The sequence below is a fragment of the Paraburkholderia sp. MPAMCS5 genome (assembly GCF_036016995.1).
Lineage (GTDB): Bacteria > Pseudomonadota > Gammaproteobacteria > Burkholderiales > Burkholderiaceae > Paraburkholderia.
In genome coordinates this window covers 42,363-68,699 of sequence record NZ_JAYXBK010000001.1, presented here as the reverse complement: position 1 = coordinate 68,699, position 26,337 = coordinate 42,363, and the positions used below count along the sequence as shown (strand labels likewise).

General features: G+C 60.4%; 26 protein-coding genes. 14 read left to right on the top strand and 12 right to left on the bottom strand.

Going from position 1 to position 26,337, the window contains the following annotated elements; genetic code table 11:
• Positions 1 to 50 precede the first annotated feature (50 nt).
• The gene (locus VOM14_RS00315) at positions 51 to 605 is read right to left on the bottom strand and encodes an NADPH-dependent FMN reductase (RefSeq protein ID WP_327626673.1); all 555 of its coding nucleotides are present in this window, start codon (positions 603 to 605) and stop codon (positions 51 to 53) included.
• Positions 606 to 883: 278 nt separating this feature from the next.
• Between VOM14_RS00315 and VOM14_RS00310 the strand changes: the two genes are divergently transcribed.
• Complete coding sequence (locus VOM14_RS00310; protein ID WP_327626672.1) at positions 884 to 1,090, top strand: hypothetical protein; 207 nt, start codon at positions 884 to 886, stop codon at positions 1,088 to 1,090.
• 140 nt (positions 1,091 to 1,230) lie between these two features.
• Here VOM14_RS00310 and VOM14_RS00305 read toward each other — a convergent pair whose 3' ends face one another.
• Positions 1,231 to 1,362 (bottom strand): hypothetical protein, encoded by a 132-nt coding sequence (locus VOM14_RS00305; RefSeq protein ID WP_327626671.1) that lies wholly within the window; start codon positions 1,360 to 1,362, stop codon positions 1,231 to 1,233.
• A 404-nt stretch (positions 1,363 to 1,766) separates the two neighbouring features.
• Positions 1,767 to 2,057, bottom strand: coding sequence for a DUF1272 domain-containing protein (locus VOM14_RS00300; protein WP_327626670.1), 291 nt, complete (start codon positions 2,055 to 2,057; stop codon positions 1,767 to 1,769).
• A gap of 311 nt (positions 2,058 to 2,368) precedes the next feature.
• On the opposite strand from VOM14_RS00300, the gene VOM14_RS00295 reads away from it, so the two are divergent.
• A complete protein-coding gene (locus VOM14_RS00295; RefSeq protein WP_327626669.1) occupies positions 2,369 to 3,352 on the top strand; it encodes a sulfonate ABC transporter substrate-binding protein in 984 nt (327 codons plus the stop codon).
• A 52-nt stretch (positions 3,353 to 3,404) separates the two neighbouring features.
• Here the strand turns inward: VOM14_RS00295 and arsC are convergent, their stop codons facing one another.
• Positions 3,405 to 3,764 carry an arsenate reductase (glutaredoxin) gene (gene arsC, locus VOM14_RS00290; protein WP_327626668.1) on the bottom strand — a complete coding sequence of 120 codons (360 nt, stop codon included), beginning with the start codon at positions 3,762 to 3,764 and terminating at the stop codon, positions 3,405 to 3,407.
• Between the two features lie 916 nt (positions 3,765 to 4,680).
• Here arsC and parA point away from each other — a divergent pair.
• A complete protein-coding gene (gene parA, locus VOM14_RS00285; RefSeq protein WP_327626667.1) occupies positions 4,681 to 5,343 on the top strand; it encodes a ParA family partition ATPase in 663 nt (220 codons plus the stop codon).
• Positions 5,344 to 5,367: 24 nt separating this feature from the next.
• Positions 5,368 to 6,426 (top strand): ParB/RepB/Spo0J family partition protein, encoded by a 1,059-nt coding sequence (locus tag VOM14_RS00280; RefSeq protein ID WP_327626666.1) that lies wholly within the window; start codon positions 5,368 to 5,370, stop codon positions 6,424 to 6,426.
• A gap of 69 nt (positions 6,427 to 6,495) precedes the next feature.
• Here VOM14_RS00280 and VOM14_RS00275 read toward each other — a convergent pair whose 3' ends face one another.
• Positions 6,496 to 7,845, bottom strand: a complete 1,350-nt coding sequence (locus VOM14_RS00275) for a replication initiation protein (RefSeq protein ID WP_327626665.1) — start codon at positions 7,843 to 7,845, stop codon at positions 6,496 to 6,498.
• A 1,816-nt stretch (positions 7,846 to 9,661) separates the two neighbouring features.
• Here VOM14_RS00275 and VOM14_RS00270 point away from each other — a divergent pair.
• The gene (locus tag VOM14_RS00270; protein ID WP_327626664.1) at positions 9,662 to 10,867 is read left to right on the top strand and encodes a DNA-binding protein; all 1,206 of its coding nucleotides are present in this window, start codon (positions 9,662 to 9,664) and stop codon (positions 10,865 to 10,867) included.
• 71 nt (positions 10,868 to 10,938) lie between these two features.
• Here the strand turns inward: VOM14_RS00270 and VOM14_RS00265 are convergent, their stop codons facing one another.
• The 3 genes from VOM14_RS00265 to VOM14_RS00255 all read right to left on the bottom strand — a co-directional run bounded on the left by VOM14_RS00265 (position 10,939) and on the right by VOM14_RS00255 (position 13,188).
• Complete coding sequence (locus VOM14_RS00265) at positions 10,939 to 12,021, bottom strand: tyrosine-type recombinase/integrase (RefSeq protein ID WP_327626663.1); 1,083 nt, start codon at positions 12,019 to 12,021, stop codon at positions 10,939 to 10,941.
• A 53-nt stretch (positions 12,022 to 12,074) separates the two neighbouring features.
• A complete protein-coding gene (locus VOM14_RS00260; protein ID WP_327626662.1) occupies positions 12,075 to 12,473 on the bottom strand; it encodes a DUF2471 family protein in 399 nt (132 codons plus the stop codon).
• Positions 12,474 to 12,561: 88 nt separating this feature from the next.
• The gene (locus tag VOM14_RS00255) at positions 12,562 to 13,188 is read right to left on the bottom strand and encodes a helix-turn-helix domain-containing protein (protein WP_327626661.1); all 627 of its coding nucleotides are present in this window, start codon (positions 13,186 to 13,188) and stop codon (positions 12,562 to 12,564) included.
• Positions 13,189 to 13,362: 174 nt separating this feature from the next.
• Here VOM14_RS00255 and VOM14_RS00250 point away from each other — a divergent pair, with 174 nt between their 5' ends.
• Entirely contained in the window at positions 13,363 to 14,562 is a 1,200-nt protein-coding gene (locus VOM14_RS00250) for a glycine C-acetyltransferase (protein ID WP_327626660.1), read from the top strand.
• 12 nt (positions 14,563 to 14,574) lie between these two features.
• Complete coding sequence (gene tdh / locus VOM14_RS00245) at positions 14,575 to 15,606, top strand: L-threonine 3-dehydrogenase (protein ID WP_327626659.1); 1,032 nt, start codon at positions 14,575 to 14,577, stop codon at positions 15,604 to 15,606.
• 41 nt (positions 15,607 to 15,647) lie between these two features.
• Here tdh and VOM14_RS00240 read toward each other — a convergent pair whose 3' ends face one another.
• Entirely contained in the window at positions 15,648 to 16,298 is a 651-nt protein-coding gene (locus VOM14_RS00240) for a YceI family protein (protein WP_327626658.1), read from the bottom strand.
• 107 nt (positions 16,299 to 16,405) lie between these two features.
• On the opposite strand from VOM14_RS00240, the gene VOM14_RS00235 reads away from it, so the two are divergent.
• The 3 genes from VOM14_RS00235 to VOM14_RS00225 all read left to right on the top strand — a co-directional run bounded on the left by VOM14_RS00235 (position 16,406) and on the right by VOM14_RS00225 (position 18,445).
• A complete protein-coding gene (locus VOM14_RS00235; protein ID WP_327626657.1) occupies positions 16,406 to 17,140 on the top strand; it encodes a TetR/AcrR family transcriptional regulator in 735 nt (244 codons plus the stop codon).
• 47 nt (positions 17,141 to 17,187) lie between these two features.
• On the top strand, positions 17,188 to 17,667 hold the full coding sequence (locus tag VOM14_RS00230; protein WP_327626656.1) for a nuclear transport factor 2 family protein: 480 nt from the start codon (positions 17,188 to 17,190) through the stop codon (positions 17,665 to 17,667).
• A 211-nt stretch (positions 17,668 to 17,878) separates the two neighbouring features.
• Positions 17,879 to 18,445, top strand: coding sequence for a hypothetical protein (locus VOM14_RS00225; RefSeq protein WP_327626655.1), 567 nt, complete (start codon positions 17,879 to 17,881; stop codon positions 18,443 to 18,445).
• Positions 18,446 to 18,467: 22 nt separating this feature from the next.
• Here VOM14_RS00225 and VOM14_RS00220 read toward each other — a convergent pair whose 3' ends face one another.
• Positions 18,468 to 18,854: a nuclear transport factor 2 family protein gene (locus tag VOM14_RS00220; protein ID WP_327626654.1), complete on the bottom strand. Its 387-nt coding sequence runs from the start codon at positions 18,852 to 18,854 to the stop codon at positions 18,468 to 18,470.
• A gap of 795 nt (positions 18,855 to 19,649) precedes the next feature.
• On the opposite strand from VOM14_RS00220, the gene VOM14_RS00215 reads away from it, so the two are divergent.
• A complete protein-coding gene (locus tag VOM14_RS00215; protein ID WP_327626653.1) occupies positions 19,650 to 19,835 on the top strand; it encodes a hypothetical protein in 186 nt (61 codons plus the stop codon).
• Between the two features lie 221 nt (positions 19,836 to 20,056).
• On the opposite strand, the gene VOM14_RS00205 is transcribed toward VOM14_RS00215, so the two are convergent.
• Both VOM14_RS00205 and VOM14_RS00200 read right to left on the bottom strand, forming a co-directional pair.
• Entirely contained in the window at positions 20,057 to 20,254 is a 198-nt protein-coding gene (locus tag VOM14_RS00205; RefSeq protein ID WP_327627447.1) for a hypothetical protein, read from the bottom strand.
• 318 nt (positions 20,255 to 20,572) lie between these two features.
• Positions 20,573 to 22,345 (bottom strand): phospholipase D-like domain-containing protein, encoded by a 1,773-nt coding sequence (locus VOM14_RS00200; protein ID WP_327626652.1) that lies wholly within the window; start codon positions 22,343 to 22,345, stop codon positions 20,573 to 20,575.
• Positions 22,346 to 22,621: 276 nt separating this feature from the next.
• On the opposite strand from VOM14_RS00200, the gene VOM14_RS00195 reads away from it, so the two are divergent.
• Genes VOM14_RS00195 through VOM14_RS00185 form a run of 3 tightly spaced genes read left to right on the top strand, consistent with a single transcriptional unit; the run spans position 22,622 to position 26,335 of the window.
• Positions 22,622 to 25,012, top strand: coding sequence for a HAMP domain-containing protein (locus VOM14_RS00195; protein WP_327626651.1), 2,391 nt, complete (start codon positions 22,622 to 22,624; stop codon positions 25,010 to 25,012).
• A gap of 52 nt (positions 25,013 to 25,064) precedes the next feature.
• Entirely contained in the window at positions 25,065 to 25,799 is a 735-nt protein-coding gene (locus VOM14_RS00190; RefSeq protein WP_327626650.1) for a methyl-accepting chemotaxis protein, read from the top strand.
• Complete coding sequence (locus tag VOM14_RS00185; protein ID WP_327626649.1) at positions 25,796 to 26,335, top strand: hypothetical protein; 540 nt, start codon at positions 25,796 to 25,798, stop codon at positions 26,333 to 26,335. The genes VOM14_RS00190 and VOM14_RS00185 overlap by 4 nt, the downstream gene beginning before the upstream one ends.
• Positions 26,336 to 26,337: the final 2 nt, after the last annotated feature.

Here is a 26,337-nt window from a genome sequence, read left to right as displayed (position 1 = left end):
GCCGCATCTAACAGCGGATGCTGTGTCGTGCTTCGGTGGTTTAAGCGGTGTTACCCGGCGGGGTGCCGCTTGACCCACGTGACATAGCGATCCATGAAGGATTGCAGGAACTGCCGCGTGCGGTCGTTGAGGATTTCGCCTTTCTCGTCGATGACCGCGGGATCGTGCTTGATGAACACTTCCGGCTGGCCCATCGTCGCGACATCGAGGTAGGCCAGCACATTGCGCAGATGCTGTTGCGCGAGCGCCGAACCCGTCGCGCCGACCGACGTGCCAATCACCGCGCCCGGTTTGTTGCCCCAGGAGTTGGTGCCCCACGGACGCGAACCCCAGTCGAGCGCGTTCTTCAGCACGCCGGGAATGGAGCGGTTGTACTCGGGCGTGACGAACAGCAGGCCATCGGCGGCTTCCACGCGCTGCTTGAGGTGTTTGCCGGCTTCGGGGTAATCGGCGTCGTATTCCTGGCTGTAAAGCGGCAGGGAACCAATGTCGATGTGTTCGAACGTGAAGTCGGACGGCGCGAGCGAAATGACGGCTTGCGCCAACTGGCGGTTGAACGACTCGCGGCGCAGGCTGCCGACGACGACTGCGATGTGTAGGGCCATGATTCGTTTCCTTGAGATGAGGCGCCGAGGCGCACAGGGTACGAACTGTCCATGATAGGCAAAAAGGCCGCGCGTCGGCATGAGAGCAGGCGGGCGCAGTCGATGTGGCGGAAACGTCTGGCGGCGAAAGGCGAGAGCGGTGGATAACGCGGCAAGGGAAAAAGTTATCCACAGATTTACTGAATAACCTTGTGGATAACTGATACTTTTGCCTTGTCAATCAAGCGTGCCTTCGGCATACGGCATCTGGAGGCAGCAGTCATCACGGAGGATCAGCAATGAGTCTCGATCACGCAGGTAAATCGCACGATGAAGCAGTGGCCGCGCGCAAGAAGGAGAAGCCGCGGTCGCTTGAGCAGCCCGGCGGCGAGATGGCTGTGGAAGGCACACAGCCGGACGCGGCGAACAGCAGCGGGAAATTGTCGGAGCGCGGAAAGGAAGTCTGGCGCACGGGTGCGGGGATGGATGGGAGTGGCAAGACGTAACGGCTTTTGCCTTGAATGTGAAATGTGAAAAGGGCGCCCCTTTGGGCGCCCTCTTTTTCTCGCTGCTCGCTGGACGTTGGCTGCGGCGTTGCTGTGACGCCGCGCGTGCCTTCGCGCCTACACTTGCCGGCGCGTGATTTTTAGTTGCCGAAAAACACGTTGCAGTACGATGCCGGGCCGTCACATTGCGCCGGCGTGGCGGCATGGGCTACGCCGGAAGCCGCTGCGAACAGAGCGATGGAGGCGATCAGGGCGGACAGAATGCGTTTCATGGTGCTACTCCTCTTTACGTTGGCTGCGATCTTGTTCGATCGATGGCTCAAGCGTAGCAATTCAGTGTCCGCATAAAAATAGGCAAAGTTGGAAGATATTTTTCCTTTTTTTGAAATAATCGATTTGTGAGGCAAGTGGTGGTCAGTGCGTCGGGCGGCAGGAGCAGCGTCGGCTTGTGTCGATTGACGTATTTCTAATGGCAATCCGGTCAGTTTCAATTATCGCAATAATTCATTGCGGTACTTTTGAGAGGGCGGTCAGCACGCCGAAGCGGACTGGGCAAAACGAAAGCCCTATGCGCGAGAATCATTCGGAAAACGACGGCCGCCCCGCGCAGCGAGGCCGTTGCACGCGAAACGGCCCTATTGCCCGCCTGGACATACGCCATGCTGCGCTTTGGCCGTCACCGTTCGCCGGGTGCCGTGTTTCGATAGCGCTCGAAGAAGCTCGCGTGCGAGGTCTCATCAATCGCGACGGCGTGCCGCCCGGTACTGGCCGGATGCTTGGCTAGCTGTGCGCGGGTGCGTATCGGTCGATGCTGGAAGTTGCCGCCACAGTTGGGACACACGTTGCGTAAAGTAGTGAGTGCACACACTTCGCAAAACGTACATTCGTAGGTGCAGATCATCGCGTCGGGCGCATTGGGCGGCAGGGATTTGCCGCATCCTTCGCAGGACGGTCGCAGTTCAAGCATTCGAAACTCCACTTTGAGTTTTTAGCTGGATTCGGAAAGGATGCGGTGAATTTGCATGCTCGTGCAGCGCAGTTTAGCTGCCACATTGCATGAGAGCATGGGGTGAACCGATGGAGCAGCGCTAATCGCTGCCGCATGGCTGGATCGGCGTGCTGTTTCTAGAAAATCCCGAGCGCCGTTTCGTTCGGCTCGCGCGGGCGGGCGCGGGCGTGATTTGCTTATGCGAATTTATCGGTTCGTCCGGGCTTACGGACGAATTATCGTCGGCATCAATCGGTCCGTCCTGCGTCCGTCCTTTCGCGAGCACATTTATGTCCCGTCATCCGTTGCTGAGGCGCCGCGCCTTCGTCGCCGCCATGGGCGCTTCACTGGCCGCCGCCACTTTGCCCGGAATCTCGCGTTCTGTTTTCGCCGCCGAAACGCGCGCGAAGGAATTTCGGATCGGCTATCAAAAAGCCGCCAGCACGCTTGTCTTATTGAAGTCGCATGGGACGTTGGAAAAGCGGCTCGCGCCGTCAGGCTTCGCCGTCAAGTGGATGGAGTTTCCCGCTGGGCCACAGTTACTGGAGGGATTGAACGTCGGCGCCATCGACTTCGGCTATGTGGGCGAGGCGCCGCCCGTATTTGCGCAAGCGGCCGGCGCGAATTTCGTCTACGTCGCTTATGAAATTCCGACGCCGCATGCCGAGGGCATTCTTGTACATCAGGATTCGCCGATCAGAACACTGGCCGATCTTAAAGGGAAGAAAATCGCCTTCAACAAAGGCTCGGACGTGCACTGGTTCCTCGTCTCCGCATTGCGCAAAGGCGCCGTCAAATACAGCGAGATTCAACCCGTTTTCTTGCCGCCTGCCGACGCGCGTGCGGCGTTCGAACGCGGAGCAATCGATGCGTGGGCCATCTGGGACCCATTCCTCGAAGCAGCGAAGCGGCAGCCGAACGCCCGCTTGCTCGTCGATGCTGCGAGCATCGTCAGCCATCATCAGTTTTTCCTCGGGGCGCGGCCGTTTGTCCAACAGCACAGCGACGTCGTGGCAATCACGATGGACGAAGTGAACAAGGAAGGCGCGTGGGTGCGGGGGCACTACGGCGAGGCGGCCGCGCAACTGGCGCCGATTCAGGGCCTCGACGCGAGTGTCATTGAGGCCGGGCTGCGTCACTACGAGCACATCTACAAACCAGTCGATGCAAGCGTCCTGGCGGAACAACAACGCATCGCCGATACCTTCAGCGAACTACGCATTATTCCGACGAAGATCGCCACAAAGGACGCGGCGCCACCGGCCAAGGTTTGAGGCCGCACTCATTGCGAAGAGGCTGCGGATCGCTGTGCTCGACGTGGTCGGCTTAGGCGAATAGAGCCGCGATGTTTTCAGGCGGGCGGCCAATTACGGCCCGCCCGTTTCGCACGACGATAGGCCGTTGCAAAAGGATCGGATGTGCAGCCAATGCTTCGTATAACTGACCGTCCGACAATGAAGCGTCGGACAACCCCAGTTCTTTGTATTCCGGCTCCGAGTCGCGGATCATCTCGCGCACGGTACAGCCGAGTTGCTTGTTGAGTTGCTGTAGTTGCGCGACGGTGAGCGGCTGCTTCAGGTATTCGACAACTTCTGTCGCCTCGCCGGCCTGGTTATACGCGGCTGTGACGAGCTCACAGGTCGCGCGCGACTTGGAACAGCGGGGGTTGTGGTAGATGGTGATCATGGTCAGGTTTGGATGCGCGGATTGTTGTGCTGGCGGGGAGATTTTAGCGGTAGTGCGAGCGGTCAGTGTAGGTGTTGCGGTGTCGCTCGCTGGCGGTGGATGGATGATTGGCCAATGTTCATCGCGTGATCGATTGAATCATCGGGCAGGGATGTCTTTACAGTGCCGACCGGTGTCGCGCGCAGCAATCATGATGCGTCGGTGTCCTTCGCTGCATAGTGGATGTGCACAGCAATGAACTTGTCCGAATGAGGCTTGAGCGTGGATGATCGCTGCTCAGAAGCCAGCACTAGGACGCTCGCTACCACCTCAGGCGAGAAACTTTCTATGAAGGGTAGCTCGCGCCTCGCGGCGTGCGCGGTTTATGCGCATAAAGCACGGTCGCGACCTCGCCGGACCGAGTGCTGTTTGCCACACTGCGAACTACGCATTCGGACAGCATGGGCACGAAGAGAGGCGCTGCGAATCAGTCCTTTGGGACTTGCTTGAGAGCATCCAACTTCCCGCTGGTGGGAGGCGGTTTATGCGCATAAACCGTGAGCGACTCCGCTGTGAATGAAAGAGCACTCGTCCAAGCGCCAATCCAAACCACCGATCTTCTGCACGACCTCGCCATACAATGGCGAGGCAATCGCAACAGCGTGTACAGGAGCATTTTCCTGCTCACGAGATTCAAATCCGATGCCCAGCGCGCACCGAAACTCGCGGACCGCTTTCAATTCCAATCCTGACGTAATCCCGCCTCCTTCGGCGAGCCCATGTCTACTCATGGGTCACTGCGGACGCCGCCGCCAGCCCATCTTTATGCGCATAAACCTGGCCGAATGGCTATTTGTTATCTCTTTTCCAGTCAAACGATTGAAATGCAAATACATCCAGGTAAAATCCATCTGCGTCTAAAAAGAGGAGGTGAAGATTGGCAGCGGAAATCATCGCGGTAACTCAGCAGAAAGGTGGGGTCGGGAAGAGCACAATCGCGATGCACCTCGGGGCTGCATTCCATGAGAAAGGCAAAAGAGTTCTCGTCGTGGACGCAGACGGTCAGAACACGCTGATCCACTGGGCCAGTGCATCAGCGGACGGTGACACCGGCATCCCGTTTCACGTCGTCAACCTCTCCGAAGCTGGCAGTCAGATTCATCGCGAGATCAAGAAGTTCGTGGCCGACTACGACATCATCGTGGTTGACTGCCCCCCTTCCATCACCGAAAAGGTGTCGGGCGTCGTATTGCTCGCGGCCAGCGTCGCTGTCATACCGACGTCGTCGTCGCCCGCCGATTACTGGTCGAGCATTGGGCTAGTCAAGCTCGTTCAGCAAGCGCAGGTGATGAACGAAGATCTACGTGCGGTCTTTCTCCTGAACAAGACAGAAGAAAAACGGATGCTGACGCGTGAGCTGAAACGTGCGTTGGAGGAACTCGGATTTCCTCTTCTCAAGACCCAGATCCCAACCCGCGAAGCCTACAAGCAGGCAATGGCGTTGGGTCAGACAGTGCTTCAGATGAACGATCGCGGCGCGAAGCTCGCCGCCATCGAGGTACGGGCGTGCGCGAATGAGATCGCCGCCTTGCTCCCGTGAATTTATGCGCATAAAGGACCCTGAATGAAACCCTCCCAATTTGCCAAAGGCTTTCAAGCACGTCCTGATACGACCAGCAGCGAAAAGCGAACCGCCCTAGACCGTCTCAACGCCATCGACGGTCTGGTCAAGAACAATGCCCCGAAAGCGCCCGATGGGGCAGGGGGGACACTAGCGGCCGTGATGCCGCAGTCCACCTCCGAAATCGACACCACGGACATGGAGAACGAGTCCGCGGCTTACCGCGCGTGGAGAATCGAGCATGGTTATCGACCGGGCCAGGTCATTGAACTTGTGCTGAAGACCATCAAGCCAAGTCCGTTCAATCCGCGACACTTCTATCTGAAATCGTCGATTGCCGAGCTTGCCGTCAATCTGGCAAAGCAGGGACAACAGCAGGCCATTCACGTCATTCCCGACTATGACAATCCGGGGACCTATTTCGTCAGCGACGGCGGTCGACGTGTACGTGCTCTGAAGGAAGCGAACAAGGAGTCGGTGAAGGCGATCGTTATCGATTTGCCGATCGGCATCCAGAGCTACAAGCTCGGCTATGACCTCAACGTCCAGCGCGATTCGCAAACGGTCTTTGACAACGCGGTCGTATGGAAGCGCTTTCTCGATGACCGCCATTTCCAGAGCCAGAAGGAACTAGCCGAGCATCTTGGGCTGGATGAATCGACCGTCGCGGTAGCATTGTCGATCGCCAAGTTGCCGGAGCCGGTCATGCATGAAATGGTGTCCCGGCCCGACCGTTTCGGCTCAAACATGGCGTATCAGGTCGGCCGCTATCACACCGCTCGCGGGGCGGACGCAACGCTGCGCCTGATCAACAAGATTCTTTCCGACGATCTCAGCACGCGGCAAGTCGCCGACATCGTGAAAGGCCGAACCAGCGCGCAGGAAAGTGCCAAACCCGCTGGTCGGCAGCGTTATGCACAGCGTCTGGAAATCAAGTTGGACGGTGTATCGGTGGGTGACTTGAAGTCGTATGGAGACGATCGAATCGAACTGCGCCTCAAGGGCCTCACGCGTGAAAAGCGCGACGACATTCTTCGTCAGATCGAAAAGATGTTGAAGTAAGCGGCCAACCGTCATTCAGCGGCGCCAATGCGCCGCCGCTGCGGTTATTGTGGGCAATCTTGGAAACGGTCAAGCCGCGCGCGATTGGCTTAGCGTGAAGGCGAGCAGATCGCCATCGGTCGGCTCGCCCCACGTCTTGCGGGCAAGCCAATCAAAGAACGCCGTTTCGACGATCTTCGAATCCAGCCCACGACGGCGCCAGTCGTCGCGCATGTGGGTGCCGAGTCCCGGCAATTCATCTTCCTCAAACGACTGTCGCGCAATCTCGCGCTCCGACTCGCCCTGTTCATCGTAGAGCTCGCGCGCTTCCTTTCGGCGATATGCCGAATACTCGCCGAGCAGACGGGCCTTCAGATCGTCCGCAGGCGCCGCCGCCGCGGCCTTACCGCCGCCAGCCGACGGCAGCGCTTCAACCGGCGGTGCGTAGCCCTTCTTGAGCGCGTCCTTGAACAGCGCCGGCGCGCTGCGCACGGGCGGAAGCGACGTGCTGCGCATACGCTGTTCAGTCATCTGCAAAGCCGCGCGAATGCGATTCTCCTCGCTGTCCGCGTACAGCGTTTGCGCCTCTTTCAGCGGAATGCCGATCTTGACCATCCGGTCGACCAGCGTGCTGTCGAACACGTTCGGATGCTCGTCGAGAGCCAGCATCGGCTGCTTGCGCTCCGTCACGCGGAACTGGATCTCGGCCACGCGCCGGCCTTCCCGATGCTCGATCAGTTCGACGAAGATATTGGTGACGGCATTGACCTCGGCAATCGCCGGACGCAAATAATCGCGTTTGAAATATTTGTATTCGCGTTTTGCTTCGTCGCCGGCTTCCGTGTCCGGGGTGCCCGAGAGGATAGGGCGCCACCATTCCCACGATTCGCGCATCGTCAGATGGCTAGGATTGGTCAGATAACGCACGCAGATTTCATATAGCGCGAGACCCGCGCTACTGCGCAGCTGGCTCTGAAACTGCAGGCTCAGACGCGCGTATTGAACCGGATCGAGCAGCTTTTTCTTGATCTTCGGCGCGAAGGAGAATTCCACCCAGACCCGGCGCGTGGTCGGATCTTCAAGAATTTCTGCGTCGGCGATCAAGGTGGAGATGCCCCATTTCCGGCCGGGCTTCTGGCTCGACGTGCCGGTGCTCCATTCAACCTGCACCGACACCATGCGGCGCAGGTGTTCCTTGACGAGAGCGGTGTCGTTGGAGTCGAACGCGGAGTTCGCCACGATGTCGGACAGCAAGGCCCGATAGGTGTCGCCGGACTCGTCGGCTTGCTGGGCCACGGCAAGCAACACATTGAAGAGCTTGCGGGTCAGCAGCGTGATCTTGCCACTCTTGGGCTGAATGGCGATTGCCTCGACGGCCTTGCGCAGCTCCGCCGAGCTCGGGCTGACTACATCGGTTTTCTTGGCGCGCTTCGTGGCCATACGTCTGGTCAAGGAGGGATTTGGCGAGAGGATACCGACTGCGGTGATACACGTCTATAGCGTGGATCTCACCGTTGCCGGTGAAGCGAGTTTACACGGCGCGCCTCACCTCCCGCTGCTCCCGAAAACCCTCACCCATGCCATTTCGCGCCAGGTTCCGACGATCCTTTAACGTCGCGGCTTCGGCAAAATCGCTTCGGTTCATGCCTCGGCGCAAAGGGGAGCGTTGTCTCCCGAATCTTCTCACCTCAAAAAATTTTTGGCGATTCCTGTTGGGAGAGGTCTCCTGTCGCGCCGAATGCGTTTCGACGACAGGCCCGAACCTGGACCGGATTTGTGCTGCGACCGCAATGCAGGGCCTTTCGTGGCCATGCGGCATGGTGGGGCAAATTGAAAGCAGCGCGCGTCCACCTTCCGCGCCGCTCCCGTAAAAACTCACCGTAGCCGGCGTCGGACACGCCGAACGGCGCGGGTTCCCGATGCGCTGTGTCTCAAAAGGCATCCAGAATGATCCCGGAAATTCTCACCTTAAGGCCGAGCCGGCCGTGCGTCGCACGCATCGACGGTGCTCCCGAAAAACCTCACCTTTACCTCAAAATATCAATTTATCCTTTAATTTCATTAGCTTATAAAATCCTATGAATCGCCACAATCCCGGAATCATCCAACGCAAAGCCTCCCGTAAAATCTCACCTTTGCCGCGTTCCACCTCTCTCACCTAACTCGAAACCCCCGCCAAAGCTCCCGAAAACCTTCACCTTTGGCATTCGAGCGCCCACGAGCGAATCAACAGCAAAGCCCGTCCGTAGGACATTCGCAGTCCATGGAGCGCATTTTGATCCCGCATTGACTCACCTTTAACCGCTTGTCCGCTCGGAAATCCTCCCGAAAAGTCTCACCTTTACCCTCGACGCCAGGAATTTTGTCCGGCGTGGAATCGCGATCTCTAGGAACTCCCGAATTACCTCACCTTTGGTCCCGCTGGACATCGCGAAGAGATGCACGGACCGCCGAAAACGCATCCTCGGCCGCCGACGACTCCCGCAAAAGCTCACCTTGGAACGTCCGCGGCTCGAAATTCAGGCAAAACGGCCCTCCCAGCCCCGTAAAATCTCACCTTCGATCCGCGTTTTCTCCTGTCTTCGCTCACCTCGGGTTTTTTCCGCCTCGAAATACGGACAAAATAGCGGTCGCGCAAAGGTCCCGAAAGCCCTCACCGTTACTCCCGCTGCACTGGATGCCGCTCTCTCGCGCAGTTGGGCGCTTCCGGGCAATCAGGTCCCGCAAAGCCTCACCTTCGGGCAAACCCTGTTATGACGGGCTTTCCTGAACCCGCTCACGATCTGTCCCGGACCTGCTCACCGAGCTTCCCGAACCTCATCACTCAATGTTCCCGTAGGATCTCACCACGTCTCCCGCAAAGCTTCACCTTCCCAGCCTGAAAACCCCGCCAGATAAGGCTTTGCCATGGCGTTAACGTTTTTAACATGGGTTCAAAGGTGTTTACTTTTATTACTCTCTAGCTTTGCCCCCGCGAGTCCTCCGGAAAAGCCCCTCACCCAAACCATTCCTGGCTCAGCGCATCGTGAAACAGTGCCGGATGAATGCGGAACCGCAAAATACTCTTGGTTTACAAAGACTTGTCCAGCATTCTTAGTTTTGTTTCACGGAAAAAGCCCACGCATACGGCTCTATGTGTATGAAAGACGCTGTAAACGGTTCAATGCCACACGTCGAAGATAGGACGAATAAAATCGTAGTGTTTGCTACGTAAATTGTTATTATTCGTCCAATTCGAGCCAATTCGAGACCCCATATGAACCTGGACGACGAACGGCGAGCCATCCGTGATGAACTCGACGCAATGCGAACGGCGGGCGCCCGCCGGCAGGAATTGTCACTGCATGCCTGCAAGCGGCTTTTTTTCGACCTCGGCATCCGTCCGTCGATGGCTGCAGTTCGCGATCTCACGCAAACCGGGAGCGCCAGCGACATCCCGAAAGACATCGACCATTTCTGGGAACGCATTCGCGACGTGTCGCGCGTCAAAGTCGGCGCGGGCGCAATACCGAAAGCATTAGAAGAGTGCGCCGGAGAATTGCTGGGCGCCCTTTTCGAGGAAGCGGTCGCGCAAGCCCGCACCACGCTGGACGCCGAACGCGACGAAGCACGCGCGCAAATCATCGCCGCGGAACAACGGGCGCGCGATGCAGAAATTCGCCGCGACGCGTCCGAAGACGCCATCAAACGTAGCGAACTACGAGCGGACACCGCGTGGGAGCGCGTTCGCGCACTGGAAACAGAGCTTTCCAGCGTCAACACACAGGGAACCGTGCATCACGAAGGCCTTCAGACAACCGCGCGTCGGCTGGAAAACGAAAACGAAGCGCTTCGTCAGCGCCTGGATAGCGAACAGGCGACGAATGCGACGCTGCGCGACCGCATCGATGCCTTGCACGTCGAGCTGCGGCAGAGCACCGAGCACTATGCGCAGCAGATCAAGGACGCCGTCGCGGAAGCCGAACGGCGAGTGAAGCCTATGCTGGTCGAACTCGATTCGCTGCGCAGCATGGCCGCGACCTATCAGTCGGGTGTGCGCGATGCGAGCCGCAAGGAATTCGAGTTTATTCAGCAAATTGCCGCTGCCAAGGCGCGTGGCGACCGGCTCGACGCCCAGTTACGCGAACAATCGGACGAGGTCGATACGCTCACCAGAGAACTCTCGACGTTGCGCGGCCAGCAAGGCATCGACCCGGCTATCGGCGGTTTGCTCTGTTCGCTGGTCGAAGCCGGCCGCCTGACGGGCGACGAATTGCGCGCGATCGGCACTGCGGCGGATGGCCACGTGAGCTTGCCGCTGCACTGCCCGAAGTGCGACGAAGGTGAGCCCGAGTTGTCGCAGATCGATCACCGGTTCGAAGTGCAATGTCCGGAATGCGAGCACTCGTCGGGGCTCGGCGCTTCACGGCTTGAAGCGGTGAGCCGGTTTTTGTCCAACGACTCCTTGTCGACGCCGGCGTGAAGCGGAGCGCTGCGCCATAGCGCCGCGATCGCTAAAGGTGAGGAAATTCGGGAGACGAAACGTGAGGAATTTCAGGACTCGCCGGCTTCCGGCTTTCGCGTGAAACGCCCGTCTGTGCGTGGTTCCGGCAAAGGCGGCGCGGCGGGATCGGGGGTATTGGTTGAGCGGGAATCCTGCTGGTCCATCCACGTTTGCCAGGCTCGATACAGACGATTCGCGGATATGGCCTGCGCAAATCCGAGCCATTGACCGACCAGTTCTGCCTCTACCCCGCTCTCAAACAGATCCGCGGCAAAAGTGTTACGCAAGGTTTGCGGACTGGCGCGCGAGGTGCGCGACGCGGCGATTCCCGCCGCCTCGACGAGCGCATCGACTGCACGGAGCATCGTAGCTTTGTGCATCGGCCGGCCAGAAGGCGATGCCGGAAAGACCAGATTGCCGGCCAGTTCAGCAAGACGCCGCTCGGCAAGCCAGGCGTCGAGAATGGCCGACGCGAAGGGCGCCAGCCGGGTGCGCCGGACCAGCATCGGGTTGGCCGAATCGATCGTGATCCAAGGCGAGCCGGCCCCCGTGCAACTAACCGCAAGCGCGGCGGCCTCGCCCGTCTTCAGTCCGCCGCCGAGAAATACCGCTATCAACGCTCGGTCGCGCCGCTCCCTCCAGCGTTGTGCTCTGGATAATCCCTGCAGCGGAGAAAACAGATGCGCGATCAGCGCAGCCCGTTCCGCGTGATGGAGAAAGCCCGTCGGCTCGTTATCGCGTGCATTGCGCCATGCCGCTTCGCCATCCTGAGCAATGAAGCGAGCGGGATTATGCGATGACGCTTCGACTTCGCGCACATGATCAAGCACGCGCTCGATGAGGCGCAAATACCGGATACGCTGCGGTTTGCGTATCTCAAGCCCGGCGACAAAGTCGGCGATGGTTTGCGTATCGACCGTGACCAGACTCTTTTGACGCGCGGCCAGCCATTCCAGAAAAAGCCCCCACTGCGCCTGATACACCTGCGCTGACGAGCGTCTGAAATGTTGCTTGGCGAGCCATGCATCGAACGCGATTTGCGGATCGCGACGCCAGTCTTCACGTTGCTGATCGAAGAGATCGGTGGACGGTTCTGGGCGCGGCACGAGGTCGGACAAGTGAGGAGGTGACATGCGCTTTTCTTCCGTTAGTTGCGCATATTGTAGATCCCATGACGACGCGATGGTCAGTCACCCCACGCTCGCACGCGCTTGTGCGCGGCACTTTGAGACGCCCGCTGAACGGCGCCGTGAGCGGCTTCTTCGTAAGCCGAGACCGCAAACGCGAACACGGCCGGCAATGCGGTCGATGTGCCGAAGTCCACGGCATCGTCGGTTTCCGGATAAGGCAGGTCCGACGGGCGTTGAAACAGCCCCAGCATGAGCGCGTCATGCCGGCTGGCAAAGCCGAGGTCGGCGAGCGCTTCGGCTTCGATCGCGTGCAGCAGACGCCAGGTGAGCGGCACCCGCTGCACGATGTAGCGCCCGGCGATGTTGCGGACGATATGTTCGAGATCGCGCACCGCGGTTCGATAGCGCATCGCGGCCAGAGCGCGGTCGGTTGAGTCTGTGGTCAGGTTGTTCATTATCGGCTCCAGTCGATACTCCATACTGTACAAATATACAGTGTTCGACGCAACCTGCCACCATCTCGCGCAACGGTGAGGTCGCGACTCAGCCGTGAATCACCACCAGCAACGCCTTCGCCTCGCCCTTGCCGGCATTGCGAATTGCGTGCGGCTCGTCCGCGACATAGCGGGCGGTGTCTGCGGCCTTGAGCCGCTTCGTCGTGCCGGCGGCCTCGATTTCCACCGATCCTTGCAGCACCGTCAAATGCTCGCGGGTGCCCGGTTCGTGCGCGTTCGAAACCAGCGCTCCGCCCGGCTGCAGGGTCAGTTCGTACCATTCGAATTTGCCGGCCAGCTCAATCGGCCCCCACACGCGCAACTGGTACTTCGCCTCGTGGCCGCTCAACGTGGGAATATCGTGCGGACCGGCGACGGCGATCGCCTCCGGCGTCTTTTGCGGCGCGAACAGCGAATCCAGACTGACGCCGAGGGCGTTCGTCAGCCGCCAGGCGACCGCAATCGTCGGATTGGCCTTGTCGCGCTCAATTTCAGAGAGCATCGATTTCGACACACCGGCCGCGCGCGACAGATCGTCGAGCGTCATGCGCCGCTCGGCGCGCAGGCGCTGAATTTGCTCGCCCACACGCGGCGGCGCCGCCATTGCCGGAGCCGGCGTCGCGCCTACAGTAGGTGCCGCGCCAGCCGCCGCACGGCGAATACCCGAACTTGCCATTTACTGACCCATCGTTTAGAGTTGTTCGACATACCGGATTTTAGTTCGGAAAAACGAAAATATCCGATAAACTGACAGCCGACTATAACAGGCCGCCTTCTGCCCGCCCAGGTCCGAAGAACTGCAAGCGGCGGCCACGGTCGCACGGTTTATCCCCATTCAGGAGCCTGGTTCATGCGTGACCTTTACCTTGACCATCTGCGCGGCACACTCGAGCAGATCCGCGCCGACGGCTTTTACAAAAACGAGCGCGTGATCGCCAGCCCGCAATCCGCCGGCATTCGTCTGGCCAACGGCACCGACGTTCTCAACTTCTGCGCGAACAATTATCTCGGCCTGGCCGACGACGCGCGGCTCATCGAGGCCGCCAAACAGGGGCTCGACAACGACGGCTTCGGCATGGCGTCGGTGCGTTTCATCTGCGGCACGCAGACTGTGCACAAGCAGCTCGAACAGGCGCTCGCGGCATTTTTGCAAACCGACGATTGCATCCTCTATTCAAGCTGTTTCGATGCCAACGGCGGTCTCTTCGAAACCTTGCTCGACGAGAACGACGCGATCATCAGCGACGAATTGAATCACGCGAGCATTATTGACGGCGTGCGGCTCTCAAAGGCGAAGCGCTTTCGCTACAAGAATAACGATCTCGCCGACCTCGAAGCGAAACTGAAAGAAGCGGACGCCGCGGGTGCGCGCTTCAAACTGATCGCGACGGACGGCGTGTTTTCGATGGATGGCATCATCGCCGACCTCGCCGGCATCTGCGATCTCGCCGACCGCTACGGCGCGCTCGTGATGGTCGACGATTCGCACGCCGTGGGTTTTGTCGGCGAACACGGGCGCGGCACGCCGGAACATTGCGGCGTGCTGTCGCGGGTCGACATCATCACAGGCACGCTCGGTAAGGCGCTCGGCGGCGCATCGGGCGGCTATGTCGCGGCGCGCAAGGAAATCGTGGAATTGCTGCGGCAGCGTTCGCGTCCGTATCTGTTCTCGAACACGCTCACGCCGAGCATCGCGGCGGCATCGCTGAAAGTGCTGGAATTGCTCGCGAGCGACGAAGGCGCGCAACTGCGCGCGCGCGTGCGTGAAAACGGTGCGCATTTCCGCAGCAGGATGAGCGCGCTCGGCTTCACGCTCGTGCCCGGCGAACATCCGATCATTCCGGTCATGCTCGGCGACGCGCAACTCGCGTCGAAAATGGCCGACGCGTTGTTGCACGAAGGCGTCTACGTGATTGGCTTTTCGTTTCCGGTCGTGCCGAAGGGCCGCGCGCGCATTCGCACGCAGATGAGCGCCGCGCATACGACTGAACAGATCGACCGCGCCGTGGATGCATTCGCGCGCGTCGGCCGTGAACTAGGTGTTATCTGAAACGGGGCGCATATGAAAGCATTGGCAAAACTCGAACGCGCGCCCGGTCTCACGCTGACCGACGTCGCCATGCCCGAAGTCGGCCATAACGATGTGATGATCCGCATCACGCGCACGGCGATTTGCGGCACGGACATTCACATCTGGAAATGGGACGACTGGGCGCAGAAAACGATTCCCGTGCCGATGCACGTCGGCCACGAATACGTCGGCGAAATTGTCCAGATGGGCGAGGAAGTGCGCGGCTTTTCGATTGGCGACCGCGTGTCGGGCGAAGGGCATATTACCTGCGGCTTCTGCCGCAACTGTCGCGCGGGGCGCCGGCACTTGTGCCGCAACACGGTGGGCGTCGGCGTGAATCGCGAGGGCGCGTTCGCCGAGTATCTGGTGATCCCGGCATTCAACGCGTTCAAGATTCCGCCCGAAATCTCCGACGACCTCGCGGCGATCTTCGATCCTTTCGGCAATGCCACGCACACCGCGCTGTCGTTCAATCTTGTCGGCGAAGACGTGCTGATCACAGGCGCCGGACCGATCGGCATCATGGCGGTTGCGATTGCGAAGCACGTTGGCGCGCGCAACGTGGTGATCACCGACATCAACGACTATCGCCTCGATCTCGCGCGCAAGATGGGCGCGACGCGGGCGGTGAATGTGTCGCGCGAATCGCTGCGCGACGTGATGACCGACCTGCACATGACCGAAGGTTTCGACGTCGGCCTCGAAATGTCCGGCGTGCCGAGCGCTTTCACAAGCATGCTCGAAGCGATGAACCACGGCGGCAAAATCGCGCTGCTCGGCATTCCGCCCGCTCAAACGGCAATCGACTGGACGCAGGTGATTTTCAAAGGCCTCGAAATCAAGGGCATTTACGGACGCGAGATGTTCGAGACCTGGTACAAGATGGTCGCGATGCTACAAAGCGGCCTGGATTTGTCGCCGATCCTCACCCACCACTTCAAGGTCGACGACTATCAGCAGGCATTCGCCACCATGCTGTCGGGCGAAAGCGGCAAGGTGATTCTCGACTGGACCGCCGCGTAGCCGTTCACGACGCGGACCGCGTTCCGACGCCCGCAGTGCGCTCACGCGCCTGCGGGCGTTCTGCCAAATTCGGCCTGAATGCGCACGTGAATGTCGTCGCCGACTGCGGGATACCACGTCGCCAAACCGAATTTCGCGAGGCTGAAATGTCCTTCCGCCGAAAAGCCGAGCGTGTTCTTTTTCGACAGCGGATCGGCTCCAAAGCCATTGAAGGTGACGTCGAGCGAGACCGGTTGCGTGACGCCGTGAATGGTCAGATTGCCCGTCAACGTGCCGCGCGATTCGCCGGTGCGCTCGAACTTCGTGCTCACGAAAAGAATCTGCGGATAACGTTCTACATCGAGCATGCTCGAGCTTTTCACCATCTTGTCGAGCAGCGGCACGTTGGTGTCGATGCTCGCGGCGTCGATCGTCACCGATGCGCTGCTCCGTTCGAGGCCGCCTTCATTCCAGTCCAGTTGCCCCGTCTTGCGGTCGAAGCGCATCGTAAAGCGCGAGTACTTCAGGTGCTCGACATCGAAAGTGATGCTGCAATGTTCCAGATCGAGATCGTAGCGTCCCACGGGCACGCTCGCCTCGTTCCGGCTGACTGAATGCGTGAGCACTTGCAGCGGTGTGCAGGCCATCGCCGTCAGCAATGTTGCGGCAAGCAACGTACGCGCAATCGCGACGCGGGCAGTCGATGTACTCATGAAGTCGTTCCAGTTGGCTCGTGACGGTCAAGATAGCAGCTAACACGGCCCACGCGCAAAACACGATAACGCTTGACGAGGGAGAATGATCGTTCTACTCTTCGCGGATGGCTACCCGCACTCCCCTTCCCATTGAATCGACATCGACATCAACGCCGGGCACGCGCGAGCGTCTGCTCGACGCCGCCGAAGCATTGATCTACGCGGGCGGCATTCACGCAACCGGCGTGGATGCGATCGTCAAGCAGTCGGGCACCGCGCGCAAGAGCTTCTACACGCATTTCGAATCGAAAGACGCGCTCGTGGCCGCTGCGCTCAAGCGGCGCGACGAACGCTGGATGAAGTGGTTTATCGCGGGCACGGAGCGGCGCGGCACGACCGCGCGCAAACGGCTGCTCGGCATGTTCGATGTATTGCGCGAATGGTTCGCGTCGGAAGACTTCCACGGTTGCGCGTTCCTGAATGCGGCGGGCGAGATTGCTTGCGCCGACGATCCGATTCGCGTCGTCGCGCGTGAACATAAGGCGCGCTTGCTCGCTTTCGTGCGGGCGCAGTGTGAGGCGTTCGTCGCGGAATCGAATGGAGGCGCGAGAGGCGCGAGAGACGCGAGAGACGCGGCGCGCTTGTCGCGTCAGTGGCTCGTGCTGCTCGACGGTGCGATTGCCGTGGCCTTGGTGAGCGGCGCATCCGACTCCGCACTCGATGCACAAGCCGCCGCGCAAACCTTGCTCGATGCGCAAGCGGCGCGCAAGCAACGCGCGTCTACGTCTGTGTCCGCGTCGGCGTCTGTCGGAAACAAAGGCTCATCCGGATCGCGAGGCAAATCCAGACCCGCGTCGTGAAGGCGCGCCGCAACGCAACGAAACTCAATCCACAAGCGAGGAACCTCATGGCCGATTCGATTGAAACCCGCCCGCCGCTGCCGCCGTTCACGCGCGAAACCGCCATCAAAAAAGTGCGCGCCGCTGAAGACGGCTGGAACACGCGCGACCCGGAACGCGTATCGCTTGCCTACACGCCGGACAGCGTATGGCGCAATCGCGCCGAGTTCACGCACGGGCGCGCGGAAATCGTCGGCTTGTTGCGCCGGAAATGGGCGAAGGAACTCGACTACCGTTTGATCAAGGAACTGTGGGCGTGCGGCGACAATCGCATCGCCGTGCGCTTTGCTTACGAGTGGCACGACGATTCGAACAACTGGTTCCGCTCATACGGCAACGAGAACTGGGAGTTCGACGAACATGGCTTGATGGCGCGCCGTCACGCCAGCATCAACGATCTGCCGATTCGCGAAGCGGACCGTTTGTACCATTGGCCGCTCGGCCGCCGTCCCGACGATCATCCCGGTCTCTCCGACCTCGGTCTGTAGGTTTCCCACGCAGCGTAAAGGCGCGCCGCGCCTTCACCGCTTTGCCGCCGGTCCTCCGTTGGCGGTGGCCGCTTGCCGGCACGTCTTATGCCTGCAAGCCCGAGTGCATCTTCAACATGGCACGAGTGGCTTGCGGTACAGTGCGCGACGGGCGGCATCCACCCATACCAGAACAACGTCACGCCGGCGCTCGACCGGCGATGGAGAGGACATGCATCTTCGGCAGATCGGCAAGCACGTCAGCAGGCATCTCAGTGCGCAGCTCAGCACGCATCTCAGCACGTACATTCGGCGCTCGGTGTTCGCGCTCGTTGCGGGCCTCGCCGGCGCATCCGCCGCCCACGCGGGCAACTGGTGCGAGGGCGGCGTCTGGGCCGATGCGATGCTCGGCTCGTATCACATCCACCCCGATCCCAATACGCATTTCGAGCAGTTCAATCCGGGCCTCGGCGTGGAATGCTGGGTCAACAATCAATGGGCGCTGACCGCAGGCGGCTTTCGCAATTCGCTGCGCCGCCCTTCGTATTACGGCGGCGGTGTCTGGTCGCCCGACTTCCTGCATTGGGGCTTCGTGCGAATTGCGGCGATGGGCGGCATCATCTCGGGCTACAACTACGGCAACTGGGGACTCGGCCGCGACCATACGATCGGACCGGTGCTCGCGCCGCTCGTCATGGTCGAATATAAACGCGTCGGCGCGAACTTCATCGTGATTCCGCCCATTCCGTCCGACCACCTTCCGTTCACCGTCGGCTTTCAGGTGAAGATGAAGTTCTAGCGGCGCCGCGCGCAACGCGAGCTTAGTGGCCTTCTCGTGCTGCCGTGTCGAAGAATTCGATAAACCGCGTCAGCAAACCGTTCTTGACCGTGATGACGTGAATCCACTCGCTTTCGATCGGTTCGCCGGTCGAGCGGATCGTGCTCTTCACGAAGCCGAGCGTGACGATGTGGTCGCCCGCGTCGATATATTCGCGCGGTTCGAATTGCGAGATGTCGTCGCTTTCCGCCAGCGCCTTAAAGAACGCGCCGACCTCTTCCTTGTTGCGGCACGCTCTCGGAAACGGCAGCGAAGCCGGACCGACGACGCGCCATTCCACGTCGTCCGCGATGACGGCGAGTACCGCGGGAATGTCGCCCCGCGCAAACGCCTCGTACGCACCTTTGACCACTGACAGATTCGTGCTCATTGTTGTCTCCTCAAAAGAACCGGTGGCTCTATGAAAATAGGCAAGGTTGGCGACGAAGTGAAGCGTTATTCGTAGCTTCTGGCGAGGCACTTTTTGATTAAATGCACCACACACGCAAACCGCGGAGCACGCGCTATCCGAACGCCAGGCGAAGCGCTGCAACGAACGATTCTTCAGCTAAATCTCTTCGTCACCGAATGACGAAGCTGCACGGATAGCAGGCGTTTCGTATTGCTGCGTCGGCTCGGCGAAGTGCGCGGCGCGGATCTCTCGAATACCGCCAGGCTGACGCGATAACGCACGCCGCAGCGCTAAAGGTGAGCCATTCCAGGATGGTGAGGAATTCCAGGAGACGCCATCACCTTAGCCGCTCTTTCATGCAAAGGTGAGACGTTCCAGGAGACGCACGCGCTATCTGCAATGGTGAGTGATCCCAGGATTCGAGCCGCACCGTCGTTCATGGAACGCGAATCTGACCCAAAGGTGAGGAGTTCCAGGAGGTCGCCGCAAAGGTGAGCTGTTCCAGGAGATCGCGTCAGGCGCCTTGCGTGGCTGCGCGAAGCGCTAACTCCTTACATTTGCTTCCATATGCAAACAAAGCGTGAGCGCGCGGCGCTGTGTTCTCGCCGCGTCGGAGATGCCATGCACACCGGATGCACAGCGATTCAGGACACGAACGCCGCGCATTTTGCGGGCAGGTCGTAACGGCTTCGTAAAACATGATCTTTCGTGGATTGATAACTTGCGGACTGACACGCAGCGATGCGTGAGCGTAGATCCATCGAAGGAGAAAGTATGAAAAAGCTATTGGCAATCGCGGCGCTGGCCGCTTTGAGCGCAACCCTGAGCGGATGCTGGTGGGGACCGCCTCCGGGCTGGGGCGGCGGCGGTCCGGGTGGCGGTGGTCCTGGCGGCGGCGGAGGCCACGGCGATGGTCCGCATGGCGCGGTCGTCGTGCCGAGGCAGGATGCGCAGGGCTGATAGGAATGGGCGCACGGTGTGATGCGAACGGCGCGCCCGGCGATTCGGATTATTCATTGGTGATGCCGCGTGTGTCTGCACTCAATCAAATTGCCAACCGCCGTCGCCCTCGATCAGGGTACCGCCGTGACTTGTCATGTCGCCCACGCGGGCAACGCCCTGGCCGCCGAAGGAGGAAGTCGAGCCGGTGATGATGACGGCGCCACAACTCGTGCTGTCGCCTATTCGGGCGACGGCGCGGCCGTTGTGAGTTCCGCGGCCGATGCGGTACGCACCTGCAACACATACTGATAGATTTGCGAGAGCTGTTCTTCGCCGCTGATGCCGCTCAGTTCCAGCAATGGGCTGCCGTCGCTTGACGTTGGCAGGCACGGGCCGCTGAGCGCGAACGTGCGGATTTTCTGGCGCGGTTTGTACATTGGCTCTCTCCCGATCTATTGACCCGAACGCGCTCCAGCCATGTCGGTCCGGGCTGCGCGAAAAGCGAAGATCAATGATGCACAACGTCGAGTTGCCGCCCGTGTGGAAAATTCAGAAAGCGCGACGGGAAAATCTTCGGTGTGAGAGATACCGATGCGTATCAGGTATGCAAGTTGAATGGACGTCGCGCGTTCCTGGGTGAGAACATTCGGGAGCCGGTGAGGTGAGAATCAGCGTACCTGTCGGCGCACTTCATCGTTTGAGGTGAGGGAATCCGGGAGCGCGGGACGGTGGTCCCGCGTCTCCTCTTTCGCTTCTCAGTCGCCGCCCTGCGCGAGCGCCACGCGCGCTTTCGCTTCGGGACTGTTCGCGACGAAATACTTCTTCGACCACGTGCCGTTTGGCGCGAGCATCAATGGCTCGTGAGCGCCGCCGTGCTGCTGGAGGATTGCCAGAGCCCGCGCGCGATAGTGCTCATAGAGCCGCAGAAACTCCGCGAGATAGGTGCCGGCAATCTTGCGGTCGCGAATCTCCAGCAGGTTTTCGTCGTTGAAGTGCTCGGAGTTGTTGCTCATATTCGCCGAGCCCGTGTAGACGACCGGATTCGGGCCTTCGGCGTCGATCACCAGAAATTTGTGGTGGATGATCACCGGCGCATAGCCCGGCGCGGTTTCGCCGGGAAAGACGCGCAACTCCGGTTCGAAGCCTGCCGGCACGGTGGCGGGTGAAAAATATTCCGCATCGATCACGTCATGCTTGTCGCGGCCCCGGTGATACAGGTCCATGTTGGCGAGCGCGGTGGTCGTGACGATCTGACCGTTTTGCTGCGCGTCCTGCGCGGCTTGCGCCGATTTCTCGCTGATGTGATTGACGAGGCCGAACATCATCCGGCCTTTGTCGGCGGCCGCGAAGCACGCGTCGCGCAGCGGCGCGTCGGTCGGCATGAAGAGACAGAACACGACCGAGTGCTTCGCGTTGTTGATCGCCGCGACAATCGTGTCGATCTGCAAGCGGGAATTTTTCTGCTCCGGCGAGAAGCACACGCGAATCTTCGCGCTGTCGATGTCAATCGCCTCCGACCAGCCCGGCGCGAGCTTCGCCGTCTCCGCAATGCCGGGGTTGCCCGCGAGCGCCTTCGCGCGATTGCTGTAAAGCGTGGCGAGTTCCGGCGAGTCGAACAGATGCAGCACGTTGGCCTGTTCCGTGATGCCCTCGGTCGTGAAGTTCGCCGAACCTGTCAGCACGCGCGCGGGCTTGGCTTCGGCATTGCCGTCGTCGGTGACGATGAACTTGTCGTGCATGATGTGCGTCTTGTCGCGCGGCGCGAACGTGGCGACATCGGCGAGCTGCTGGACAGCGGGTTGATTCGGCGACGGCGCAGGCGGCTTGCCCTTCTGCGAGACTTCGTGCGAGTCGTAGACAATCGCGAGCGATGCCTTGCCCTCTTTCTTGCCGAACTGTTCGAACGCGGGAATCGCCCACAGCGGATCGGTCAGGTGATACACCGCCGACGCCGCGCGATGCGCATCCTTCAGCGTCAGATCGAAGACTTCCTGCAAGTCGTTCGCGAGCCACGTGCGCAGGCGCAATGCCTGTTGCGCGGAAGGCGCGGCATGCGGCGCGAGATGCAGCGCCGCGACCTTGCGCGCGAACGCTTGTGAGCTGACCACCGCGCGGTTGAACCACGTGCCGATGCCCGCCTCGATATGCGAGGGCAACGTCAGCTTGCATTCGCCCTTTTGCGCGTCGAGCAGATGCAGCGCGTCAGGCGTGCCGACCACCGGATACACGAAATACGTGAATGACTTCTCGCGATCCGCTTCGTCGATACGCGCGTCCCACCACATGAATTTCTGAATCGGCGCTTCGTTGGTCGGCGCATCTTTTTGCGTGTCGGGCACAGCGCCTTTGAACGTCAGCCGGTTGGGCAGCCAGCTGCTCGCCTCGCGCTGCTGGCCGTCGGCGGAAAGAAACCCCGGCGTGCGCCTGATCGCGAAGCCGAGAAAATCGTCGCGCGTGCCGCCTTCGGGCCAATCGAACGCGAGTAATACAAGTGTGGGAGAAAGATAGCTGCGCACGCTGACGTTCATCGCGTTGCTCCATTAGTGTCAGATGGAGTTTCAGTCTGGACGCGCAGTTTGTTGGAATAGTGACAACTAAAAAATTAATGGACCTTATTTAACGGCATTTCCGCAAAAAACTTTAGCTATTTATTTTCGTTTTTGAATGCGTGAAAAAGATCTGTAGTCATCGCTTAGTAACACACGTCGGCAATACTCGGCAGCGCTGCAAGTACCGTCTCATTTCGCACAAAAACGCGCCGCTCCAAACGAGGGCGGACGCGAAGGCCAGAACCCGGGGTTCACATGACTATCCGTCATCGCATCACGTTATTGGTTGTATTGATGTTCGTCGCCTTGTCGGCGATTGGCGGCTACGCCGTCTATCAAACGCGCGGCAGCGCAGTCGAGGTGCGCAAGGTCACCGAAGGCGTCGTGCCCAGCGCGCTCGCATCGGCCGACCTCGTATCGCAAGTCAAGGACGTTCAGCTCGCCACCATGACGCTCGTCTACGCGCCCGACGGCAATGTCGTCGCGCAGGCGCAGGACGAATTGAAAACGAAACGAATCGCGCTGCAACAGGCGCTCGCGTTGCAAGCGAGAGATGCCGCGAGTCACGCGCAGAAAGGCCTTGTTTCGCAGGCCAGCGACAGTCTCGACAACTACTTCTCCGCGATTGCCGAGACGGCGAAAATGAAAGCCGACGGCAAGAACGAACTCGCGCAAGCGTATCTGTTCGCGAACGTCGCGCAGTATCGCGATGAACTCGAAGGTATTGTGGAAACGCTGCGCGTCGAGAAAAACCGCGAGAAGGACGAAGCGATCACCACGCTCAATGCGACGCTCGCGACCACCACGACGGCCATTGCGGCCGTGACCGGCATTGCGATCATTCTGCTGACGGCAATCGGCGCGCTGCTTTACCGCCAGATCACGCGCCCGCTTAGCCGCATGCAGGCGATGATGAGCGAGATCGCGTCGAGCCAGGATTTCACGCGACGCGTGCCGGTGGGCCGGCTCGACGAGATCGGCCATTCGATTGTCGCCTTCAACGGGATGATCGAAAAGATTCAGGAAAGCTCGGCGCAACTCAAACAGAAAACCGCCGACATTCAGGCGATGTTGCAGAACATGCAGCAAGGCATTCTGACCGTGATCGACGGCGCCGTGATTCACGCGGAGTATTCGGCGTATCTGGAAGACATCTTCGAGACGAAGGATATTGCGGGGCGCGGCCTGATGGATCTCGTGTTCGCGGACACCGAGTTGGGCGCCGACGCATTGTCGCAAGTCGATGCCGCCGCGCATGCGTGCCTCGGCGAAGATTGCATCAACTTCGCCTTCAACCAGCACTTGCTGGTGGGCGAAATCTCGAAGCGCATGCCCGATGGCCGCGTGAAGATTCTCGACCTGAGCTGGTCCGCGATCACCGACGAAAACGACACCATCGTGCGTCTGATGCTGTGCGTGCGCGACGTGACCGAATTGCGCAAGCTCGCTGCCGAAGCGAGCGAGCAGCGCCGGCGTCTCGACATGATTGGCGAAATTCTCGCGGTCAGCGAAGAGAAGTTTCATCACTTCATCGAAAGCTCGGCGGGTTTTGTCAGCGAAAACGAGCGCATCATTCGCAAGCATTCGGAAGCGGACCACGCGGCGATTGCCGAACTGTTCCGCAATATGCACACCATCAAAGGCAATGCGCGCACCTATAACCTGCAGCATCTGACGGACGTCGTTCACGAAACGGAGCAGAGCTATCACGAACTGCGCCAGCCGGATGCGGACCGCTCGTGGGATCAGGAGCATCTGATGCTGGAGTTGACGCGGGTGCGCGAGGCGATCGAAAGCTACGCGAAGATCAACGAACAGAGCCTGGGCCGCAAGGGCAAAGCGCAGGGCAGCGACGCGGGCAACGCGGGCCGTTTTGTGATGGTCGAGAAAGAACAGATTCAGCGCACGCTGACGCTGCTCGATCAAACGGACGGGAGCGAACTGCATCAATTGCAAGGCATGCGCGACACGCTGCGCCGGAACCTGCGCGCGTTGGGCAGCGAAAGCATTCGCGACGCGTTGTCCGGCGTACTCGCTTCGTTGCCCTCGCTGGCGAGCGAGTTGGGCAAGCCCGCGCCGGCCGTGCAGATCGACGATAACGGCTACCGTCTGCGTGGCCAGTCGGGCGACACGCTGAACAACGTATTCATGCACTTGCTGCGCAATTCGATGGATCACGGCATTGAATCCGCCGAGGCTCGCAGCGCGCACGGCAAGGTGGCGGCGGGCACGATTTCGATCGAAGCCGGCGTGGACAGCGGCGCGTTGCAGATCACGCTCAGCGACGACGGGCGCGGCCTCGCGCTCGAACGGATTCGCGGCATCGCCGTGGAGCGCGGCTGGATCGGCGCCCACGACACGCCGAGCGACGAAGCCATTGCCGAATTCATTTTCCGGCCCGGCTTCTCGACGGCGGAAGCGGTCACGGCGGTATCGGGACGCGGCGTGGGCATGGATGCCGTGCGCGATTTCCTGAAGCGCGAGAACGGCAGCATCGAACTGCGCTTCACCGACGATCACAAGGGCGCGGCATACCGTCAGTTCCAGACCATCGTGTGTCTGCCGGATCACGTGGCCGTCGACACACTCGGCACCGAAGCACGCGACGAAGACGGCGAGCTTCGCATCGACGCCATGACGCAATGACGCATTGAGCACTGTTTGCGCCGCATGTCGCGGCGCTCTTCAAGGAATGGTTGTGATTCAACAGTATGTATTGGCGGCGCTGGCGGGCAGCGCCGCGACCGCGTTGCTCGGGTTCGCCGCGCATCGGCTGCACGTTGCGAGGCTCACGGCGCGCTTGCAGGCCGACGCGCAAACGCGCCTCGATTCGCTGCAAACCGAACAGGCCAGTCTCGACGAAGCGGCTCGCGAACGCGAGCAGGCCGAGCATGAACTGGAAGCCGAGACCGCGCGGTTGCGCGACGAGTTGAGGCAGCAATCGGCGAGCGTCGACGAATTGCGCGCGGCGCTCAGAGCCGTCACCGACGATAAAGCGCAATGGGCTTACCAAGCGCAGCAGCTCGCGAGCGAAGCCGCGCGCCTGAAGGGTCTCGGCGCGACGTTCGAGCGTTGGCACGAGCAGATGATCTCGCTGATGACGCAGAATCACGACATGCACGCGAAGAACCAGGAGCTTTCTTCGATCGTGCGGCATGTCGTGATCGTGTCGCTGAACGCGTCCATCGAAGCGGCGCGCGCGGGTCCGGCGGGCCGCGGCTTCGCGGTGGTCGCGAGCGAAGTGCGCTCGCTCGCCGCGCGTTCCGAGGAGTTGTCCAAGAGCTATCGCGACAGCCTGCATCGCAACGATCTGACCACGACCTCGACGTTTCAGGACATTCAGGCAGGCGGCAAGATGATTGCGGCTTCGCTGGCGAGCGTGGAGTCGATGGCCAATCAGTTTCATTCGAAGCTGGACGAGGTGCCGGTGTGATTACGGCGCATGCAAAAGACAGTTTCGAGCGCATTTTCCGCAAGGCCGCGCAAGCGCGTTTGCCGGTGAATCCCGAAGACCCTTGCGAGATCGTGCCGATCGCGCAAGCCGACGCGGGCGCGACACGCGACACGCAAGTCGTTGTACTGACCATTTCGTCGATTGCGTTCAGGCTGCTGCTGATTCTCCACTTCGACGAGAACGACAGCACGCGCGGCTACTACCTGAAAGACGCCGACGAGCGGCCGTTTCAGGAAGCGTTTCTGGAAATCTGCAACCTGTGCTGCGGCGCGATGAACCAGGAACTGCTGCGTTATTTTCCGGACCTCGGCATGTCGACGCCTTATGTGTTGAGCGCGCGTTGTTTGCCGCATCTGCATGAGTTGAAGCCGGGGCTGCTGTCGTCGTACTCCGTGACGCTCGACGGCACCGCGCGGCTTGCCGCGACCCTTTGCGTGTGCGCGTATGCGCCCGTCGATTTTGTGGCGGACACGAGCGCTATTGAAGAAACCAGCGGTGAGCTGGAGTTGTTTTGATC

Bases quoted from the DNA above. Each gene is read 5' to 3' on its own strand.
- VOM14_RS00300 (WP_327626670.1), bottom strand. From the start codon at position 2,057: ATGCTTGAACTGCGACCGTCCTGCGAAGGATGCGGCAAATCCCTGCCG.
- VOM14_RS00235 (WP_327626657.1), top strand. From the start codon at position 16,406: ATGGCTACCCGCACTCCCCTTCCCATTGAATCGACATCGACATCAACG.
- VOM14_RS00240 (WP_327626658.1), bottom strand. From the start codon at position 16,298: ATGAGTACATCGACTGCCCGCGTCGCGATTGCGCGTACGTTGCTTGCC.
- VOM14_RS00305 (WP_327626671.1), bottom strand. From the start codon at position 1,362: ATGAAACGCATTCTGTCCGCCCTGATCGCCTCCATCGCTCTGTTCGCA.
- VOM14_RS00255 (WP_327626661.1), bottom strand. From the start codon at position 13,188: ATGGCAAGTTCGGGTATTCGCCGTGCGGCGGCTGGCGCGGCACCTACT.
- VOM14_RS00310 (WP_327626672.1), top strand. From the start codon at position 884: ATGAGTCTCGATCACGCAGGTAAATCGCACGATGAAGCAGTGGCCGCG.
- VOM14_RS00265 (WP_327626663.1), bottom strand. From the start codon at position 12,021: ATGTCACCTCCTCACTTGTCCGACCTCGTGCCGCGCCCAGAACCGTCC.
- VOM14_RS00260 (WP_327626662.1), bottom strand. From the start codon at position 12,473: ATGAACAACCTGACCACAGACTCAACCGACCGCGCTCTGGCCGCGATG.
- VOM14_RS00220 (WP_327626654.1), bottom strand. From the start codon at position 18,854: ATGAGCACGAATCTGTCAGTGGTCAAAGGTGCGTACGAGGCGTTTGCG.
- VOM14_RS00315 (WP_327626673.1), bottom strand. From the start codon at position 605: ATGGCCCTACACATCGCAGTCGTCGTCGGCAGCCTGCGCCGCGAGTCG.
- VOM14_RS00295 (WP_327626669.1), top strand. From the start codon at position 2,369: ATGTCCCGTCATCCGTTGCTGAGGCGCCGCGCCTTCGTCGCCGCCATG.
- VOM14_RS00250 (WP_327626660.1), top strand. From the start codon at position 13,363: ATGCGTGACCTTTACCTTGACCATCTGCGCGGCACACTCGAGCAGATC.
- VOM14_RS00200 (WP_327626652.1), bottom strand. From the start codon at position 22,345: ATGAACGTCAGCGTGCGCAGCTATCTTTCTCCCACACTTGTATTACTC.
- VOM14_RS00270 (WP_327626664.1), top strand. From the start codon at position 9,662: ATGAACCTGGACGACGAACGGCGAGCCATCCGTGATGAACTCGACGCA.
- VOM14_RS00230 (WP_327626656.1), top strand. From the start codon at position 17,188: ATGGCCGATTCGATTGAAACCCGCCCGCCGCTGCCGCCGTTCACGCGC.
- VOM14_RS00280 (WP_327626666.1), top strand. From the start codon at position 5,368: ATGAAACCCTCCCAATTTGCCAAAGGCTTTCAAGCACGTCCTGATACG.
- VOM14_RS00205 (WP_327627447.1), bottom strand. From the start codon at position 20,254: ATGTACAAACCGCGCCAGAAAATCCGCACGTTCGCGCTCAGCGGCCCG.
- VOM14_RS00275 (WP_327626665.1), bottom strand. From the start codon at position 7,845: ATGGCCACGAAGCGCGCCAAGAAAACCGATGTAGTCAGCCCGAGCTCG.
- VOM14_RS00225 (WP_327626655.1), top strand. From the start codon at position 17,879: ATGCATCTTCGGCAGATCGGCAAGCACGTCAGCAGGCATCTCAGTGCG.
- tdh (WP_327626659.1), top strand. From the start codon at position 14,575: ATGAAAGCATTGGCAAAACTCGAACGCGCGCCCGGTCTCACGCTGACC.
- arsC (WP_327626668.1), bottom strand. From the start codon at position 3,764: ATGATCACCATCTACCACAACCCCCGCTGTTCCAAGTCGCGCGCGACC.
- VOM14_RS00195 (WP_327626651.1), top strand. From the start codon at position 22,622: ATGACTATCCGTCATCGCATCACGTTATTGGTTGTATTGATGTTCGTC.
- VOM14_RS00215 (WP_327626653.1), top strand. From the start codon at position 19,650: ATGAAAAAGCTATTGGCAATCGCGGCGCTGGCCGCTTTGAGCGCAACC.